The 19,073-nt window shown below is 61.5% G+C and carries 18 protein-coding genes; 4 read left to right on the top strand and 14 right to left on the bottom strand.

Going from position 1 to position 19,073, the window contains the following annotated elements; all coding sequences use genetic code 11:
- Positions 1-61: 61 nt before the first annotated feature.
- From GJ668_RS04945 to GJ668_RS04905, 8 genes are all read right to left on the bottom strand, one after another.
- On the bottom strand, positions 62-1,018 hold the full coding sequence (locus GJ668_RS04945) for an acetyltransferase (RefSeq protein WP_155449006.1): 957 nt from the start codon (positions 1,016-1,018) through the stop codon (positions 62-64).
- Positions 1,019-1,159: 141 nt separating this feature from the next.
- Positions 1,160-1,546 carry a septal ring lytic transglycosylase RlpA family protein gene (locus tag GJ668_RS04940; RefSeq protein ID WP_155449005.1) on the bottom strand — a complete coding sequence of 129 codons (387 nt, stop codon included), beginning with the start codon at positions 1,544-1,546 and terminating at the stop codon, positions 1,160-1,162.
- Positions 1,547-1,825: 279 nt separating this feature from the next.
- Entirely contained in the window at positions 1,826-3,511 is a 1,686-nt protein-coding gene (locus GJ668_RS04935) for a L,D-transpeptidase family protein (protein WP_155449004.1), read from the bottom strand.
- Positions 3,512-3,518: 7 nt separating this feature from the next.
- Complete coding sequence (locus GJ668_RS20500; protein ID WP_186342894.1) at positions 3,519-6,227, bottom strand: SpoVR family protein; 2,709 nt, start codon at positions 6,225-6,227, stop codon at positions 3,519-3,521.
- Complete coding sequence (locus tag GJ668_RS04920; RefSeq protein WP_155449003.1) at positions 6,224-7,492, bottom strand: YeaH/YhbH family protein; 1,269 nt, start codon at positions 7,490-7,492, stop codon at positions 6,224-6,226. The genes GJ668_RS20500 and GJ668_RS04920 overlap by 4 nt, the downstream gene beginning before the upstream one ends.
- 25 nt (positions 7,493-7,517) lie before the next feature.
- Positions 7,518-7,829: a DUF2442 domain-containing protein gene (locus GJ668_RS04915; RefSeq protein WP_155449002.1), complete on the bottom strand. Its 312-nt coding sequence runs from the start codon at positions 7,827-7,829 to the stop codon at positions 7,518-7,520.
- Between the two features lie 9 nt (positions 7,830-7,838).
- Complete coding sequence (locus GJ668_RS04910) at positions 7,839-8,135, bottom strand: DUF4160 domain-containing protein (RefSeq protein WP_343032177.1); 297 nt, start codon at positions 8,133-8,135, stop codon at positions 7,839-7,841.
- A gap of 3 nt (positions 8,136-8,138) precedes the next feature.
- Positions 8,139-10,061 (bottom strand): PrkA family serine protein kinase, encoded by a 1,923-nt coding sequence (locus GJ668_RS04905; protein WP_155449001.1) that lies wholly within the window; start codon positions 10,059-10,061, stop codon positions 8,139-8,141.
- Between the two features lie 369 nt (positions 10,062-10,430).
- On the opposite strand from GJ668_RS04905, the gene ilvA reads away from it, so the two are divergent.
- The 3 genes from ilvA to GJ668_RS04890 all read left to right on the top strand — a co-directional run bounded on the left by ilvA (position 10,431) and on the right by GJ668_RS04890 (position 14,488).
- The gene (gene ilvA / locus GJ668_RS04900; RefSeq protein WP_281350183.1) at positions 10,431-12,047 is read left to right on the top strand and encodes a threonine ammonia-lyase, biosynthetic; all 1,617 of its coding nucleotides are present in this window, start codon (positions 10,431-10,433) and stop codon (positions 12,045-12,047) included.
- 122 nt (positions 12,048-12,169) lie between these two features.
- Complete coding sequence (locus tag GJ668_RS04895; protein WP_186342893.1) at positions 12,170-13,462, top strand: nucleotide sugar dehydrogenase; 1,293 nt, start codon at positions 12,170-12,172, stop codon at positions 13,460-13,462.
- A 21-nt stretch (positions 13,463-13,483) separates the two neighbouring features.
- Positions 13,484-14,488 (top strand): NAD-dependent epimerase, encoded by a 1,005-nt coding sequence (locus GJ668_RS04890; RefSeq protein ID WP_155448999.1) that lies wholly within the window; start codon positions 13,484-13,486, stop codon positions 14,486-14,488.
- A 167-nt stretch (positions 14,489-14,655) separates the two neighbouring features.
- On the opposite strand, the gene GJ668_RS04885 is transcribed toward GJ668_RS04890, so the two are convergent.
- On the bottom strand, positions 14,656-15,606 hold the full coding sequence (locus tag GJ668_RS04885; protein WP_155448998.1) for a recombination-associated protein RdgC: 951 nt from the start codon (positions 15,604-15,606) through the stop codon (positions 14,656-14,658).
- Positions 15,607-15,722: 116 nt separating this feature from the next.
- Between GJ668_RS04885 and GJ668_RS04880 the strand changes: the two genes are divergently transcribed.
- A complete protein-coding gene (locus tag GJ668_RS04880; protein WP_186342892.1) occupies positions 15,723-16,997 on the top strand; it encodes a CNNM domain-containing protein in 1,275 nt (424 codons plus the stop codon).
- 31 nt (positions 16,998-17,028) lie between these two features.
- Here GJ668_RS04880 and GJ668_RS20065 read toward each other — a convergent pair whose 3' ends face one another.
- The 5 genes from GJ668_RS20065 to GJ668_RS04855 all read right to left on the bottom strand — a co-directional run bounded on the left by GJ668_RS20065 (position 17,029) and on the right by GJ668_RS04855 (position 19,011).
- Entirely contained in the window at positions 17,029-17,202 is a 174-nt protein-coding gene (locus GJ668_RS20065) for a hypothetical protein (RefSeq protein WP_186342891.1), read from the bottom strand.
- Between the two features lie 235 nt (positions 17,203-17,437).
- Positions 17,438-17,725: a hypothetical protein gene (locus GJ668_RS04870; RefSeq protein ID WP_155448996.1), complete on the bottom strand. Its 288-nt coding sequence runs from the start codon at positions 17,723-17,725 to the stop codon at positions 17,438-17,440.
- A complete protein-coding gene (locus GJ668_RS04865) occupies positions 17,722-17,982 on the bottom strand; it encodes a hypothetical protein (protein WP_155448995.1) in 261 nt (86 codons plus the stop codon). Before GJ668_RS04865 ends, GJ668_RS04870 begins: the two co-directional genes overlap by 4 nt.
- Before the next feature lie 527 nt (positions 17,983-18,509).
- A complete protein-coding gene (locus GJ668_RS04860) occupies positions 18,510-18,779 on the bottom strand; it encodes a type II toxin-antitoxin system RelE/ParE family toxin (protein WP_155448994.1) in 270 nt (89 codons plus the stop codon).
- Complete coding sequence (locus GJ668_RS04855) at positions 18,772-19,011, bottom strand: ParD-like family protein (RefSeq protein WP_155449024.1); 240 nt, start codon at positions 19,009-19,011, stop codon at positions 18,772-18,774. Before GJ668_RS04855 ends, GJ668_RS04860 begins: the two co-directional genes overlap by 8 nt.
- Positions 19,012-19,073 lie beyond the last annotated feature (62 nt).

The raw sequence follows: 19,073 nt of genomic DNA, 5'->3' as shown, positions 1-19,073 counted from the left end.
GCCAATCGGCCAGGCGCCAGCCAGCCGACCGCTGGCGCCGAAGCTTCAACCTCTCAGAGCACTAAGCCCAGGCCGCGCGGAAGGCGTCGAGAAAGCGATCGTAATCCGCTTCCGGGAGCTGATTGATGCCGGCCGCGCCCTTGCGTCCGCCGCCGGTCGCAAACTGGCGGCAGAGCGTATCGGCGCCTTCGAGCCGGCTCAGGGGCGCGCGCACACTGACCAGGAAGCCGCCCGTACTCAGACACGTCAGGATGGCATGCGCTTTTTCGGGCGCCTGCTGGGCCAGTTCATTGGCGTAGACGCCGCTTGCACGTCGCGCCCAGGGTTCAGCCGGCAGGATGAACAGACGATGCCGGGCGTCGTCGTATTCGGCCACCAGCGCCCGCGCACGCGCCATGTCGTCAGCATAGCCATCGCGTAACCGCGCGCAAGCGGCGTCCCCGGCGATGAAGTCACGCGGATCAGCATAGGGTTGCAGACGCCGATAAAGATCATCGGGCGCGAAGTGCAGATCCTCGATGCTCGGACCATAGCCGTTGTAGTTGAGACAGATTCCCAGCTCGCGCAAGTCATCGAGCGTGCTCGGGTCCAGATTCAGCGACTCAGCCGCGCGCCGCGCCGAATGGTCGAGATTGTCGCCGAAAGCGCCGACCACAGCCCAGGCGCGCGCACGTCCTTCGAGATAGGCATCGACCAGCAGACTGGTGCAGACATCCGGCCGCGTGTCCAGGTGCGCCTGGAGACCGGGATGGTTTGGAATCTCACCCGGAAAGTGATGATCGAAATAGCTGACCTGGACACCGGATTCCAGCAGCCGCTCTAGCGCGGCGGCATTTTTCTCCATCGAGATATCCAGAACCGTCACGCCCGCGACACCGTCGAGCGGCACGCGCCCGAGCAGATCGATCTCGCGTTTCGGGCCGGTGATGAGCTGACTGTCGCGCGGCTCGATCAACCGCAGTTGATGCAAGGCGCACAGGCCATCGGCATCGCCATTGAAAACATCGTAATAGATCATCGTCTAGGTGCTGTCAGTACAACGAAAAAGCCCCTTGGGCCGTGCGGGCACAAGGAGCATGAACGCGTTCGATTCAGTGTGGGCACCGCCCGAACAACAGGACTCGATCAGCAGACCAAGCCAAGTTGTATGGGCGCGGCCTTAGAAAAGATCGATGATGAGACGCTGAGCCTGAGCCACAGCCAGATCCCTGGATACGGACGGCGCCGTGTCCTCCTCCTTGCCCAGAATCTTGAGTTCGACCGGAGCCACGCCACGGCCAAGCATGCCCAGTTCACGGGCGGCTTCCTTGGAGAGATCGATCGAGCGGCCACGGATATAGGGACCGCGATCATTGATGGTGACCTCGACCGAGCGACCATTGGCCTTGTTGGTCACCAGCACCCGGGTGCCGAACTCCAGCGTGCGATGCGCTGCTGTCAGCTCGTGCATATTGAAACGCTCGCCGCTGGCGGTGCGGCGGCCATTGAAGCGATCTCCGTAGTAGGAGGCCACGCCATCGGTGACGGCTGCTTGGGCCAGAGTCATGGGTAAGAGCGAAAAGGCTAGAGTCAGGGATGATAGCCAGTTGCGTCGGTTGACCAAAACGCTTCCTCCGCGTGTCGTTTGGTGTTTGGGCGCTTGAGCAAGAACCCTTCGGATACTCGTTTGCGGCGAGATCCTAACCGCCAGGACACATGGGAGGCAAGTTTAATTTGGCTAAACCAAGCAATGATTTAGCACGTCTATCTATTGTGCTTTCTAATAATGGCGCCGTTTTCAGTCAAGCACGATCGGGGGTTGCAGGCCTGATCCAGGGCGTTGCGGCTAGCGTTCACCGGCATCCGAGCGCGTCAGGCGTACACCGGATTCCAACGCCTGATCTGGTGCTGGTGTTTCGAGTGGCAGGAACGGATACGACGCAATCCGCGTGCGCTGCACGGGCCGGTCGAGCATCTCGGCCACTGATGGATCGCGTTCATAGACGTCACGGCGCAAACGAAGGTTGCCATCGGCATCGGCGCGCGCCGTCAGGTAATAGAGCAGGACGGGCAACGGCTCCGACAGATTGACATAGCGCGTCCTGGTCCCTTCGAGGACGCTATCGATACGCGCACGATCCCAGCTCGACTCCTCCTCCAGCAGCAGCTCGGCGAGCTTCATCGGGTTCTGAACGCGCACGCAGCCATGACTGAGGGCGCGACCCGAACGTCCGAACAGTGACTTGCTGGGTGTGTCGTGCATATAGACCGCATGGCGGTTGGGGAACATGAACTTCACCCGTCCGAGCGCATTGTCCGGCCCCGGTGGCTGGACCACGCGATAGCGTCTGTAGTTTGCGGCATTGCCACCCCTGACCCGTTGGCCGGTACGCCGATCGACCAGCGTGTATTTGGCCGAGACATTGCCGAGCTTCTTTTGGATCGAGACCGGCATGGTCCAGGTCGGATTGAGCACCAGATGATCGAGCGTGTCGCGGAACATTGGCGTCTGCGCGTCCTCCTTGCCGACGATGACGCGCGTGCTCCAGGTGATCTCGCGTCCGCGCACCAGATGGACCTGGTAGTCGGCGACGTCGACGAAGACATAGTCGGCGGGTAGATCCTCATAGAGCCAGCGCATGCGCTCCAGATTGATACGAATGCACTCGATCCGGGCCGCATCGAAGGGATTATTGATCGCCGCAAGCGTTTGCGGACCGACCGCACCATCGGCGCTCAAACCGCGACCGCGCTGAAAGGCACGCACCGACTCGCTCAAGACCGCATCGAACGTCTCGGGTGTCTGCGGTGGATCGAATCGCACCGGCTCACCATAGCCAAGCACGAGCAGACGCGCGCGCAACTGAGCGACACGCTCGCCGCGACTGCCGAGCGAGAGTGTCGGTCCACTGGGCAAGGGATCGAGCGTCTTGAGATGACGCGCGCCGGCGTAATGACTCAGAGCACGCTTGAGATCGCTGTACCAGAAGGGTTTCTGGAAGCGCCCGTCGAGGAAGTCGGCCAGATCCTCAGCCTCCAGCGCACCGCGCATGTCGGCGATCAGGCGTTCGGCGGGCACGGGCGCGCGATCGTTCCACTTGCGATCGACGGCGACCGGATCGAGCTTGCCGTAGCGGGTGTGATGGGCGTAGCGCAGCAGGGCGTCGCTCAGCTGGATGTCGGCCGCCAGGCGCGCGGCGCCCTGGAGGGCCGCGAGCGCACCCGGACGGCTCAGCGCACGCAGTTGCTCGACATGGAAGTCTTCGGGCTGAAACCCGTCCTCATCGCTGCGCTCGACGAGTTCGAGCAGCGCCTCGATCGGCGCTGGCTTGGACCAGGCCAGGGTGTAGCCGCGCTGGACATAGAAGTCGGCGAGCACGGACGCGGAGAGCAGCGGCACGCCGTCGATGGCCAGTGTCCTGGACTCCCGGAACGCTTCCAGGGTTGGGGCGAGCAGCTCGCTCGCGCGCCCGGTCGCGGGCGTCATGAGGGTCAGCCAGGACATCAGGACCAGTGGCAGCGATGCGTTCATGCGTTCCTCAAACCTCGCCAATGAGTTCGGCCCGCCCCCGGTCGTCGACCGTCTCCAGGCGCACGGTGAAGCCCCACAGACGGCGGATGTGGCGCAGCATCTCTTCGACCGAGTCGCCCAGCGGACAGCGATTGTGCGCAAAGTGACGCAGGGTCAGCGAGCGGTCGCCGCGCCGGTCGACATTGTAGACCTGAATGTTCGGCTCGCGCGTGCCCAGATTGTACTGCTCGGCGAGCGCCTGACGCAGGGCGCGATAGCCGCTCTCCTCGTGGATCGCCTTGACCTCCAGATGTTCCTCCAGATCGTCGTCGGTGATGGCGAACAGGCGGAACTCGCGCATCAGGTTGGGCGAGAGGAACTGGGCGATGAAGCTCTCATCCTTGAAGTTGCGCATGGCGAAGTCGAGCACCTTGATCCAGTCGCTGCCGGCGATGTCGGGGAACCAGTAGCGGTCCTCGTCGGTCGGCGACTCGCAGATGCGGCGGATGTCGCGCATCATGGCGAAGCCGAGCGCATAGGGATTGATGCCGCTGTAATAGGGCGCATCGAACGGCGGCTGGAACACCACACTGGTGTGCGATTGCAGGAACTCGATCATGAAGCCATCGCTGACGAGTCCGTCGTCGTAGAGATGGTTCATGAGGCTGTAGTGCCAAAAACAATTATGGTTGATGAAGCAGGAGGCTTTATAGGCGTGGGATTCTTCGACACTGAAATCATAGACTGGGCCTTCATCGTGCTCAATCGCTTCGATAGTCGTCAGATCGTCTTTGACGAGGAACCATTTTACGGAATCCAGTGCGTTTTGCAGCGCTTGACGCTTATAGGAGAGCCGAAAGCCGATCTGCTCTGCAAAGCGTTTGACGTCTTCGCCAGTGATTGTGAGTCGATGGGTTCCGTCTTTCTGGGGCCGCAGAGAACAGACGATCCCAAGATTCAGCAACAGGAGTTGCTCGACCTCCAGCAAGTCACGGCTCTTGCTGACAAGGATGACTTGACGCCCCCGCTCATAGATACAGCCGTCGGTATCGAAATGGCCGCGCAGAAATGCCTGTACCACGGAGCGCGGCGATTTCAGGATGATCTCGGGCACATGCTTGCGCCCGGCGGCACCCCAGCCGGTCGCGATCTGAAAAGTCTGCTTGAATAACCGCGCCAGAACGGCGCTATAGACCGTTGAATTGAAGTGGTTGCGATCCGGTCGGCGCGATGCCTTCACACCAAATTCGGCAAAGATCGTTTGCTCGAAAAACTCCAGCAACTCCGGATCCTGTGACGTCAGATTCACACGGCTATCGTCGACGAATCCATCGCCGGTCACTTGCCCCAGCACCTCGGCCAAATCAGGCCCCAGGGTGTCTGGGCGCCGGGGCAGATCCTCGGGACCGAGCAGCGACCATGGAAGGTCGGGGTCGGCGCAGGCTGCCGTCCATTCATCGTGGCATTCCTGTAGGCGGACGCGCGTCCCGGCGGCAACGGACAGGGTTGGTACCGAGCAACGCCATTTGGAATAGGTGCTCGTCGAAACGCCATGCCGACGGCACACCTCAGCTACGCGAGGCCGCACCTTCAGGTCATAGTCGATGGCGGCCTCATTGGAGGCAAAGACACCGTGTCCACGCTGAACCTCAACAACGTCGCCCACCTTGAGATCCTGCAACTCGACCCACTGTCCTTTGACGAGGATTCGATGATCCGCACCGCCATGCAATTTATAACCATGCCGGGTACGAAGTCGGACACGCGGCTTGCTGGGATGCGAGAACCAGTTGACCACGCGATTGCCATCCTCGACATGCCCTGAAAAACGCGACTCGACGAGTTCCTGGGCAGGCATCAGCCCCTGATCCGTGACGATCAGCGTATCACCGGTTACACAGGCCCAACCTTCGTTCATGACCTGCGTCTGGCGCTGCGGATAGAAATACTGTCCGATCCGCCGCACGATGCGCACGATCTCGCGCTGCCAGGGTTCGAGGAGCGGCGCGTTCTTCTCGATGAAATAGAGGATGTTCTCCTGCGGCTCCTCGGGCCAGCGTTCCTCGCGCTGCGCCGCGTCGTGCTCGGCGGCGGTCGGCAGGGTTCGCCAGAGGTCGTTGATCTGCGATTGAATATAGTCCGCGCGCTCGCGCTGGCGGCGCTGTTCCTCGGCCATCGACAGCGGCGACGGACGCTTGTAGCGGTCGACGCCGTGGTTCATCAGGGCATGACAGGAATCGAGCAGCAGCTCGACCTCGTCATGACCGTAGCGCTCCTCGCACTGGGCGATGTACTTCCGGGCGAAGACCAGATAGTCGATGATGGCATCGGCGCTGGTCCAGGTGCGGAACAGATAGTTGCCCTTGAAAAAGCTGTTGTGCCCATAACAGGCGTGCGCAATCACCAGCGCCTGCATCGGCAGGCTGTTTTCCTCCATCAGATAGGCGATGCAGGGATCGGAGTTGATGACGATCTCATAGGCCAGACCCATCTGACCGCGCCGATAGGTCTGCTCGGTGGCGACGAACTGCTTGCCGAACGACCAGTGCTGGTAGTAGATCGGCAATCCGACCGAGGAATAGGCGTCGATCATCTGCTCGGAGCTGATGACCTCGATCTGATTGGCATAGGTGTCGAGCCCGTAGACATCATGGGCCAGCCGGCCGAGCTCCTGGTCGAACCGTTCCAGGAGCGGAAAGGACCACTCGGATGAATCCGTGATGAGTCGTGTGCTCATGCAGACTGCCTCTTGAACAACTCGCGAAAGACGGGATAGATGTCCTCAGCACCGTCGATTTCCTGCATCGCGAAGTGCGGATGCGCCGCCATCACTTCCTCATAGGCATACCAGAGGCTCTGATGCTGACGCGGCGTGATTTCGACATAGGCGTAATAGCGCATCAGCGGCAGTAGCTTCTCGATCAGCAGATCACGGCAGAGGCTGGAGTCCGAATCCCAGTTGTCGCCGTCCGAGGCCTGAGCGGTATAGATGTTCCAGACGCTCGGGTCGTAGCGCTCCTTGACCACCTCATAGGCCAGATTGAGCGCGCTTGAGACCACGGTGCCACCGGTCTCGCGCGAGTAGAAGAAGTCCTCTTCGTCGACTTCCTGAGCGATGGTGTGATGGCGGATGAAGACCACCTCGATCCGGTCGTAATTGCGCTTCAGAAACAGATACAGCAGGATGAAGAAGCGTTTGGCGAGACTCTTGCGCTCCTGATCCATGGAGCCGGAGACGTCCATGAGGCAGAGCATCACGGCCTGACTGGTCGGCTCGGGCTGCTTGACGAAGCTCTGATAGCGCAGATCGAAGGTGTCGATGAAGGGCAGCGCGGCGATCCGGGTCTTGAGCCGGTCGATCTCGGCGCGCCGTTCGCCGATGTGCGGGTCGGTCTCCTGAACCCCGCTCGCGAGCAGACGCGCGATCTCCTCTTCCAGCTCGCGGATACGGGCGCGCGAGGGTGCACCGAGGGCAGTCCGCCGGGCGACCGCGCCCTTGAGTGAGCGCACCACGTCGATGTTGGTCGGCGCGCCCTGAGTCGCATAGCCGGCGCGCACTGTCTTGAACTCAGTGGTGCCGATGAGCTGGTTGCGCACCAGATTGGGCAGTTCCAGATCCTCAAACAGCAGATCCATGAACTCTTCACGCGAGAGCTCGAAGACGAATTCATCCTCGCCCTGACCATCCTTGCTCGCCCGGCCCGACCCACCGCCGCCCTCCCCGCCCTCGGGCCGGCGGATGCGGTCGCCCGACTCGAACTGCTTGTTGCCGGGGTGCACCCTATCGCGCACCCCGCCCTGGCCGTGATGGAACACCGGCTCCGAGATGTCGCGCGACGGGATGCCGACCTGCTCGCCGGAATCCATGTCGGTGATGCTGCGCTTGTCGACCGCGTCGGCCACGGCCCGCTTGAGCTGGGTCTTGTAACGCTTGAGGAAGCGCTGACGGTTGACCGCGCTCTTGTTCTTGCCATTCAGACGCCGGTCGATGAAGTGTGACATAGGTGACTCGCTTGGACTCTGGCGACTAGCATTCGGGTTCCGGATGTCGAACGCGGCGTGAGATGTCATCAGGACTCAGGATCTCATTCAGTGTGTCCGATTCCACCGGCTGCATTTCATCGATCAACGTCTCGGGGGCGATATCCTGCTCGTTCGGCCAGGTCACGGCTCCGAACAGGATGCCGACGCGATTGAAATAGCCCACATCGCGCAGCTCGCGAAAGACGCCATGATCGAGATAGGGCTTCATGTCGAAGACACCCCGGCGCCCGTCTGCGATTTCGACATAGAGACGAAAATCCGACAGCGGCTTGACGACGTTCACATCCCAATACATGTGGCGACCTCACAGCGGCGCGATCTTATAGGGCTTTTCACCGCTGGCCGCGATCTCCCAATCGGCCAGCAGCTCATCTCGATGCAGTTCGATCCAGGCCTGCACCAGTCGCAACTGTTTGCGCGGCAACTCGCCGGCCAGGATTTCGCCGTCGTCGATGCCGATAGCCGCCTCGAACTCCGCATACTTGGAATGGATATGCGGCAGATTGTGGTGCTTCTGGTCCATCAGATAGAGGCGGATGATGATTCCATAAAACATCGAGATGATCGGCATGACGATGGCGTCCTGGTCGAATCGAGGCAACGATTACTGCGACTTGCGCACGCGCAGATACCACTCCGAGAGCAACCGCACCTGCTTGGGCGTGTAGCCCTTGTCGGTCATGCGGTCGACGAACTGGTCGTGCTTCTTCTTCTCGTCGACCGAGGACTTGGCATTGAAGGAGATGACCGGCAGCAGATCCTCGGTGTTGGAGAACATCTTCTTCTCGATGACCACGCGCAGCTTCTCGTAGCTGGTCCATTTCGGGTTGGAGCCGGCATTGTTGGCGCGCGCGCGTAGCACGAAGTTGACGATCTCGTTGCGGAAGTCCTTGGGATTGGAGATCCCAGCTGGCTTCTCGATCTTCTCCAGCTCCTCGTTGAGCATGGCGCGGTTCATCATCTCGCCGGTGTCCGGGTCGCGATACTCCTGATCCTGGATCCAGTAATCGGCATAGGTCACATAGCGGTCGAAGATGTTCTGGCCGTACTCGGCATAGGACTCCAGATAAGCCGTCTGCAGCTCCTTGCCGATGAACTCGGCATAGCGCGGGGCCAGATACTGCTTGAGAAAGCCGAGATAGCGCTCCTGGGTCTCGGGCGGCAGCTGCTCGCGCGTGATCTGGCGCTCCAGCACATAGAGCAGATGCACCGGATTGGCCGCGACCTCGCTGTGGTCGAAGTTGAACACCTGCGACAGGATCTTGAAGGCGAAGCGCGTCGAGATCCCGCTCATGCCCTCGTCGACCCCGGCATAGTCGTGGTACTCCTGCACCGACTTGGCCTTGGGGTCGGTGTCCTTCAGGTTCTCGCCGTTGTAGACGCGCATCTTGGAGAACAGGCTCGAATTCTCCGGTTCCTTCAGGCGTGTGAGCACCGAAAACTGCGCCATCATCTCCAGGGTGCCAGGCGCACAGGGCGAGGCCGCCAGCGAGCTGTTGCGCAACAGCTTCTCGTAGATCCGCACCTCTTCGTTGACGCGCAGGCAATAGGGCACCTTGACGATGAAGACGCGGTCGAGGAATGCCTCATTGTTCTTGTTGTTGCGGAAGCTCTGCCACTCGGATTCGTTCGAATGCGCGAGGATGATGCCCTGGTAAGGCAGCGCCGACAGACCCTCGGTGCCGTTGTAGTTGCCCTCCTGGGTGGCCGTGAGCAGCGGATGCAGCACCTTGATCGGCGCCTTGAACATCTCGACGAACTCCATCAGGCCCTGATTGGCCCGGCATAGCGCGCCCGAGTAGCTGTAGGCATCGGCGTCGTTCTGGGCGAAGCGTTCGAGCTGACGGATATCGACCTTGCCGACCAGCGCCGAGATGTCCTGGTTGTTCTCGTCGCCCGGCTCGGTCTTGGCCACCGCGATCTGTTCCAGGATCGAGGGATAGAGCTTGACCACCTTGAACTGAGTGATGTCGCCGTTGTACTCCTGGAGCCGCTTGACCGCCCAGGGCGACATGATGGTGCGCAGCGCGCGACGCGGAATGCCGTAGTCTTCCTCCAGGATGGCGCCGTCCTCTTCGGGCGAGAACAGGCCCAGAGGCGACTCGAACACCGGCGAGCCCTGGATGGCGTAGAAGGGCCGCTCCTGCATCAATTCCTTGAGTTTTTCGGCCAGTGACGATTTGCCGCCACCGACCGGGCCGAGCAGATAGAGGATTTGCTTCTTCTCTTCCAGCCCCTGCGCGGCATGCTTGAGATAGGAGACCAGATGCTCGATCGACTCCTCCATGCCGTAGAACTCAGCGAAGGCCGGATAGCGGCGGATCATCTTGTTCTGGAAGATGCGGCTCAGACGCGGATCGTCGCGGGTGTCGATCAGCTCGGGTTCGCCGATCGCCATCAACAACCGCTCGGCCGGGCCGGCATAGGCCGAAGGGTCGGCCTTGCACAGCTCCAGATACTCATTCAGGCTCAACACCTCCTCGCGGGAGGATTCGTAGCGGGCCTGATAGCGTTCGAAGATCGACATGGACTCATACCTCACTCGGAAGCGGATGTTGATCGTCAGCCGCGCCGGTCACGACAGGCGAGATCCGGGACTCGTGTCGGGCTTGGTCCCGACCCCTGAGTCGGATCGGAGACGCGGTTGGGATGATGTTCGATATAGAAGCAATGATCGAGCCATCGGGAAGCGGATGCCAAGTCGCGATCCAGCGCGCGGACTCCAGTGACGAACAACCCTAATCCGCACTGAATTGGTGCGTCAAGCACCGGTTCCTGCCCCACAGAGGACGCACCTCCGGCGGGTGGTCGACAGGATCGCATCTGCAATCGCCCATGACGCACCCGATTGGGGCGTCGGATCGTTCGTGCCGGCTTCGCCGTGACTGGTCCATAGATGGAGGCCGGAGACTGGGACTCCAAGCGCGCCGGGACGTTCCGCTGTGACGAATCCTGTACCATTGCGCCATCCCGAGCCGTATCTGAGATCCGTATGCCCGATTCCTACGTCGATCGCATCCTCAAGGCGCGCGTCTATGATGTCGCCGTCGAAACGCCGCTCACGCTGGCGCCGCGACTCTCGACCCGCCTGAACAACACCATCCTGCTCAAGCGCGAGGACTTGCAGCCGGTGTTCTCCTTCAAGCTGCGCGGGGCCTACAACAAGCTCATTCATCTCGATGCTGAGGCGCGCGCGCGTGGCGTCATCGCCGCCAGCGCCGGCAACCATGCCCAGGGCGTGGCGCTCGGTGCCAGCCGGCTCGGCCTCCAGGCGACCATCGTCATGCCGCGTACCACGCCGGCGATCAAGGTGCGGGCGGTGCGTGCGCACGGCGGCAAGGTAGTGCTCCATGGCGATTCCTATGATGAGGCCTATACCCATGCCATGGAGTTGGTCGCCGAGAAGGGTCTGACCTTCATCCATCCCTTCGACGACCCGGACGTTATCGCTGGTCAGGGCACGATCGGCATGGAGATCCTGCGCCAGCACCCCGAGCCGCCGCACGCGATCTTCGTCCCGGTCGGCGGCGGCGGGCTGATCGCCGGCATCGCGGCCTATGTCAAATGGCTCTATCCCGAGGTCCGGATCATCGGCGTCGAACCGGAGGACGCACCGACGCTCCATGCCGCGCTGGCTGCCGGTGAACGGGTCACCCTGCCCCAGGTCGGGCTGTTCGCCGATGGCGTGGCGGTGCGGCTGATCGGCGAGGAGACCTTCCGCGTTGCGCGCGAGCGGGTCGACGAGGTGGTCCTGGTCAGTACCGACGAGATCTGCGCCGCGATCAAGGACATCTTCGACGACACCCGCGGCATTGCTGAGCCGGCCGGAGCCCTCGCCGTGGCCGGACTCAAGCGCTGGGTCGAGACCACGGGCACGCGCGACGCCCATCTGGTCGCCATCGAGAGCGGCGCCAACATCAATTTCGACCGGCTGCGCCATGTCGCCGAGCGCGCTGAACTCGGCGAGCACCGCGAGGCACTGTTCGCCGTCGAGATCCCCGAGCGTCCGGGCAGTTTTCTCAGCTTCTGTCGGGCGCTCGGCAAGCGTCAGATCACCGAGTTCAACTATCGCTATGCTGACAGCCACCGCGCCCAAGTCTTCGTCGGCATCGAGCTGTCGAAGGGCGAGGAGGAACGCGCCGAGCTTATCGCGCGCCTGGCCGACAAGGACTTCAAGGTGCTCGACATGACCGACAACGAAACGGCCAAGCAGCATATCCGCTTCATGGTCGGCGGACATGCGCTCGGACTGGAGCATGAGCGGCTGGTGCGCTTCGAGTTTCCCGAACGTCCGGGCGCGCTGCTCAACTTTTTGAGCGGACTCGGCAAGCGCTGGAACATCAGTCTCTTCCACTACCGCAATCATGGCGCGGCCTATGGGCGGGTGCTCATGGGGGTGCAGATTCCGCCGGCCGAGTACGACGACTTCGCGCGTTCGCTCGCTGATTTGAGCTATCCGCACTGGGACGAGACCGACAACCCCGCCTACCGGATCTTCGCTGGCAACGGATAGCGCGGCGCGCTGCCGGCCCGATCGGGTCCATGTCCATCGGACTGGTCAGGGAAGAGAGCGTCACCTAGAATGCCAGTGCCCGCTCAACATCGTCGAGTCGACAGATTTCAGGAGAGCTCAACGTGGACGCTGCCTTTCATTCGGATCTCGCCACTGCCCAGATCGGTATCCTGGGACTCGGCTATGTGGGTCTGCCGCTTGCGGTCGAGTTTGGTAAGCGGTATCGGACCATCGGTTTCGATATCAATGCCGCGCGCATCGCCGAGCTGCGCGCCGGGCGTGATTCATCGCTCGAAGTCGAACCCGACGAGCTGTGCACCGCCAGTCGACTCGAATATGCGGATTCCATCGAATCACTCGCCGACTGTCACGTCCTGATCGTCACCGTCCCCACACCGATCAATGCCCACAAACAGCCGGACTTCAGCCCGCTCGAATCCGCCAGCCGCGCGCTCGGTTCCATCCTCAAGCCCGGCATGATCCTGATCTTCGAGTCGACCGTCTATCCGGGCGCGACCGAGGAGGTCTGCATCCCCATCGTCGAGCAGGTCTCAGGACTGACCTACAATCGCGACTTCTACGCTGGCTACAGCCCCGAGCGCATCAATCCAGGCGACAAGTCGCACCGACTGACGACCATCAAGAAGGTCACCTCCGGCTCCACACCCGAGGTCGCGCGCTTCGTCGACGCGCTCTACGGCTCCATCATCACCGCCGGCACCCATCTGGCCAGCAGCATCCGCGTCGCCGAAGCGGCCAAGGTGATCGAGAACACCCAGCGTGATCTCAACATCGCGCTCATCAACGAGCTGGCGCTGATCTTCAACCGGCTGGGACTGGACACGCTGGAGGTCTTGGAGGCGGCCGGGACCAAGTGGAACTTCCTACCCTTCCGACCCGGACTCGTCGGCGGACACTGCATCGGCGTCGACCCCTACTATCTGACCCACAAGGCCCAGGAAATCGGCTACAACCCCGAGGTCATCCTGGCCGGACGGCGCGTCAACGATGGCATGGGTGCCTATATCGCCAGCGAGGTCATCAAGCTGATGGTCCGGCGCAACGGATTAGATCACAGCAGCCGGGTGCTGGTGCTGGGCCTGACCTTCAAAGAAAACTGCCCGGATCTGCGCAACACGCGCGTGGTCGACATCCTCGCCGAGTTGCAGGACTATGGCCTGAGCTGCGACGTCCACGACCCCTGGGCCAATCCAGTCGAGGCCGAGCACGAATACGGTCTCAAGCTGCTGGATCAGCCCGAGAACGGCGTTTACGACGCCATCATTCTGGCCGTCGCTCATCGCGAATTCGCCGACTGGGGCGTTGAGCGCCTCCGCGCCTTCGGCAAGCCGGGCGCGATCCTCTACGACGTCAAACAGCTGCTCCCGCGCGAACTGGTCGATGGGCGGTTGTAAACCTCTGAATCTGGAGTTTCGATGAAGATCCTGGTCACCGGCAGCGCCGGTTTCATTGGTTCGGCCCTGTCACTGCGCCTGCTCGAACGTGGCGACACGGTGATCGGGGTCGACAATCTCAACGATTATTACGACGTCCGGCTCAAGGAAGCCCGGCTGGCACGCACCCTCGACCATCCGAACTACACCGACGTGCGACTCGACATCGAGGACGGCGCCGGACTGGCCGAGGTCTTCCGCACCCAGCGGCCCGAGCGCGTGGTGAACCTGGCCGCCCAGGCCGGCGTGCGCTACTCGATCGAAAACCCCATGGCCTATGTCAACACCAACCTGGTGGGGTTCGCCAACATCCTGGAGTGCTGCCGCCATCACGAGGTCGAGCATCTGGTCTATGCTTCCAGCAGCTCGGTCTATGGCGCCAACACCGAGATGCCCTTCTCGGTCCACGACAATGTCGACCATCCGCTCAGCCTCTATGCCGCCAGCAAGAAGGCCAACGAGCTGATGGCCCACACCTACAGCCATCTCTACCAGCTCCCGACCACCGGACTGCGCTTCTTCACCGTTTACGGTCCCTGGGGCCGGCCGGACATGGCGCTGTTCAAGTTCACCCGCGCCATCCTCGCCGGCGAACCGATCCAGGTCTTCAACTACGGTAAACACAGACGCGACTTCACCTATGTCGACGACATCGTCGAAGGCGTGATCCGTGTCCTCGACCGTGTGCCCGCCGGCAATCCCGACTGGACAGGCGCCCAACCCGACCCGGCAAGCAGCCGCGCGCCCTATCGGGTCTACAACATCGGCAACAACCAGCCGGTCGAACTGATGGAATACATCGGCGTGCTGGAACAGTGCCTGGGTCGCAAAGCCGAGATGGAACTGCTGCCGCTGCAACCCGGCGACGTCCCCGACACCTTCGCCGACGTCGCCGATCTCGTCCGGGACACCGGCTACAAACCCGACACGCCCGTCTCGGTCGGCGTCGCACGCTTCGTCGAGTGGTACCAGGGCTTCTACGCCTAACAAGCCCGCGCCCATTGACGCTCAATGCTCGTGAGGGAGGGTCGGGTGACGGTGGGCGGGGGACGCCGTGAATCCATCCCTGGAGGCTTGACGACCGCCTCCATGCGGTCGACACCCCCGCCCGCCGACACCCGACCCGGAAGCCGGTATCATGCCCAAGTCCAACCTCAGAACGGCGCATCCAGCCTGCTCGCAGAGGTCTTAGGCACGGCCGGACTGTTTGGCGCCAGCAGGCCAAACACCTCATCGAGCCGCACGATCAACTGACGCACCTGCAACGCCAGAATCACGAACTCCGCATCCAACCGCTGCGCCGGATCCATATCGTCGCCGTCCAGCTCCTCCAGCAGCGCATCCCCCACCCGCAGCCGCTTGAGCGACAGATCGTCGGCCAGGGTGAAACTCAAACGCTCATCCCACTCCAGCGCCAGCTTGGTCACCTGCTTGCCGGCACGCAGATGATTGAGAATCTCCTCGCTCGCCAGATCCTGACGGCTACAGCGCACCACACCCGCCTTCTCATCGACATCGCGCAGTTCACAGGCATCGCCCGCCACGAAATCGCTCGGCGCACCGTCCTCCAGCAGCCAGCTCGTCAGCACATTGGCCGCCGGCCGCGCCGGATCGGGCAGCTTGACCGGCAGCGAACCGAGCGTCTCGCGCAACAGTGACACCACATCCTCGGCCTGCTTCTCGCTCGATGCATCTACCACCAGCCAGCCGCTTTCAGTATCGATGTAGAGCTGAGTCCGACGCGAACGGGTAAAGGCGCGCGGCAGCATCTCGTTGATGATCTGCTCGCGTAGACGCCGACGCTCGGCGCGTCCGACATCGCGCGCTTCGCCCGCTTCCAGCTCGCTCACCCGCTCATCGAGCGCCTCGGCCACCGCCGCTGAGGGCAGCAACCGCTCCTGCCGGCGCGCACAGATCAGATAGCAGCCGCTCACGGCCTGGACCAGCGCCGAGGTCTCCTCACCGAGCGGCGAGGTCCAGCCCAGGGTCGCGGTCTCGATCGGGCCACAGGGACGGAAGCGCCGACCACCCAGAGCCTCCTCCAGCTCGGCGGCCGTAAACTCGAACGGCTGATCCAACCGAAAGAAACGTGCATTCTTGAACATGGCGGGCCCCTGTACGAAAAGGCGCGGAGTATGCCCCACTCGGCGCCATGCGGAAAGGGCAAGGCGCGTGCAAGCAGTTTAGAATGTCCGCAATCTCGGCCACAGCTTGGTATATCGTGAACGAACTTTCACTGCCCGGACTCTTCATCGCGCTCGTCGTCCTTATCGGTCTCTCCGCCTTCTTCTCAGGTTCCGAGACCGCGCTCCTGACGATCAATCGCTACCGGTTGAAGCATCTCGCCGAACGCGGTCACAGCGGGGCGCGCATTGCCCGCCGCCTGCTCGACCGTCCAGACCGACTGATCGGGCTCATTCTGCTTGGCAACAACTTCGTCAACATCATGGCCTCGTCACTGGCGACCGTGATCGCGTTGCGGCTCGGCGGCGAGGCGGCGATTGGCATTGCGGCTGGACTCCTGACGCTCGTCATCCTCATCTTCGCCGAAGTCGCGCCCAAGACCTATGCGACCCTGCATCCGGAGCGCCTTGCCTTTCCGGCCGCCTATGTCTACAGGCCGTTGCTCAAGCTGCTCTACCCCATCGTCTGGTTCGTCAATCTGTTCACCAACGGCATTCTGCGGCTGATCGGAATCGTTCCTGAGGGCGCGCCGCCGACCGATCTGAGCCGTGAGGAACTGCGCACCGTGGTCAGCGAGGCCGGGGCCATGATCCCGGAACGCAGCCGCTCCATGCTGCTGGCGATCCTGGATCTGGAGAATGCGACCGTCGAGGACATCATGATCCCGCGCAATGAAGTCGAGGGGATCGATCTGAGCGACAGCGAGGAGGAGATCCTCCAGACGATCCGCAACACCAGCTATACGCGGCTGCCGCTCTACGATGGCAGCATCGACAACGTGATCGGCGTACTCCACGCCCGCAATGCCCTGCATGCGATGCTGGATCAGGGATTGAACAAGGCGTCGCTGAGCGCGATCGCCCGCGAGCCTTATTTCGTCCCCGAGGGCACGCCGCTCTACCAGCAAATGCTCAACTTTCAACGCGCCAGACAGCAGGTCGGACTGGTCGTCGATGAGTATGGTGATTTCATGGGCCTCATCACCATGACCGATCTGCTGGAGGAGATCGTCGGCGAGTTCACCACTGACCCGTCCGACAGCCTCCCTGAGATCCATCGCGCCGAGGATGGCAGCCTGCTCGTCGATGGCGCCATCAGTCTGCGTGACCTCAATCGCGCGCTGCGCTGGGAGCTGCCGACCGACGGGCCTAAGACGCTCAATGGGCTGATCCTGGAGTACATGGAAACCATCCCCGAGCCTGGAACCAGCCTCAAGCTCGCCGATCACCCGCTGGAGATCATCCAGACGGCCGACAATGGCGTTAAAACCGTCAAGATCGTCCCGACACCGCCGCGCAAGGTCCGGCATTGAGCTTGTTCACGAAACGCTAGACGCTCATCACCTAGCAAGGGTGTCCGCGTTCTTTACGGTTTTCCATGCCCAAGAAATTCAGATCGACCTCGGCGATCACCTGACCATTGTCGTCATAGGCCGTGAGATTGGGCGCGACCTGATGCACCGGCAGACCGCGCTCGCTCGGATACGCAACCACCGTCATCGTCGTGGTGAAACGCATCAATTATGGTCGACAGTTCCGTAGTACCGTTCCGCCAAGGCATCAAAAACCGCCTCGTTCCGGGAAGAAGCGCGGCGGTTGAATCAAGCGATCCATGTATCCAAGCGGCGTCCGTACCGCTTGCCAGGTGAAAGGTACGCGATGCGTATCTACCCGGCTGAACATTCGATGGTCAGATGCTTGAGATCAAGAACGGCGCCTGCCCGCAGCAACGCCTCCAATCCCAATATGCCATTCATTTTGAAGCCATAGTCCAATCCGCCGAATTCGATCTCCAGCCATGAGATTTCGTGTTCCCCGATGAAAATCGCATCGACTCGCCTGGAAAACACATACTCCACTCCACCCACTCCCCGAATTCGACGCAGGACATCAGTGGTTTCGGGATAAATGCCCAGAGGCGCGACAGCAGCGTGGTGGCCGAACCGGTATCGATCAACACATCGTCAATATCCAGCCTGACGCCGCGATAGATCAACGTCACCGGTACAAACAGCAAGGAGTCGCGGAGCACGAGCTTCATGCGCCCGCTCGAACACCAATCCAGTGTCGCTCCTCGATCCGCAAATCTTGGCGGCTCGTATGTGCGAACACAAATTCGCGGGTGGGATCAGCACGATGAAGACGCCGATAAGCCGCAAATGCGGCGGCGCCATCCTGACAGAGCTCGACCACGGCCAGGTCATCGGCGACGAAAACGTTTCCCTCCTCATGGAATCGGATTGCCTCGACAACAAGCCATTTGTCTGGATACTCAACCTGAATCTCTGTCCACTTCATTCATGTATCTCCGATGGAGCGGCACCTGAGTCAGAGCGAGCCAGCAGACAGGAGCCTGACGTACTTGGGCAAACACGGCGACAGGCGACGATTCCCTCTCACGAACTGTCGAACCACGGACCATTGAATCACGGAGACCCTGGATCCTCCGAAGGCGCGGATAATACACACAGGAGACTGTTTTTGATACCTTCAGCGCGCGCAGCAACCCCTCCATGGAACAGGCGGCACGCTCGCCGCCCCCCCAAGCCGCACCTCAACAGCCAAATCAGCGATGGACACACTCCAAACCACACCCGAACACGCCCCCCTCCAAGCCCTGCGCCAGGATCCTGCCCTGCAGATTCCTCGCCCTCTGCACCCTGCTCGGACTCCTGGCGCTCTACATCGCCAAATCCGCCGCCGACATCGACCTCTTCCTCAGCCTCTGCACCCTCCCATCCGCTCGTCATCGCGCGCAATCATTTCACGAGGATTCAGCTTCGTGTCATTTTGAGTAGATCTTTATGAGCGGATTGCCGGGACATTTAGCGTTTCAGATCCCGATAGAAATTCTCATGCGCTCCAACTAACAGCAGCCACCGTGTCTGGGGGTCGTACTCGTAGGCAAGCAAAAAGCGGCTGCCGACACATTGAAACTTGTAGACAAACACGCCATCGAGGTCACCCTTCTTTGCTTCGCCCTGCGTTGGATCTTTCACGATAGCTGAGACAGCATCGTCCACATCCGCCTTCTGATTCGGATTCAGGCGTTTGTAGGCGCGGCGGAAACCATTCGACTGGCAGACCTCAATCATGGCTCTCTGATCGACGCCCTTCAGGAACAAAGGGTGTTGCTTGATCGCGCGGCTCAGCACGCGAGATGAGGAGATCACGCACGAAATCCACCGGTAAATCCGGATTATCCAGCGCGGCCTTGCCGAGCTTGGCCCAAAACTCGATCTGACCGGCGATGGTCCGACACTCCGCTTTAGCGTGGCGCTTGGCGTCCTCGTAGAGGAATTCGTCAATACGTACTGGCATGCCCATGTCTCTCACTCCCAAAAATTTACTACTTTTGTAGTCTAGATTGGCGGACAATACGCTGCAAG

It is taken from the genome of Allochromatium palmeri, from assembly GCF_009720725.1.
Classification (GTDB): domain Bacteria; phylum Pseudomonadota; class Gammaproteobacteria; order Chromatiales; family Chromatiaceae; genus Thermochromatium; species Thermochromatium palmeri.
Note: the sequence above shows the minus strand (reverse complement) of the source record. Positions and strands in the feature narration are given on the sequence as shown.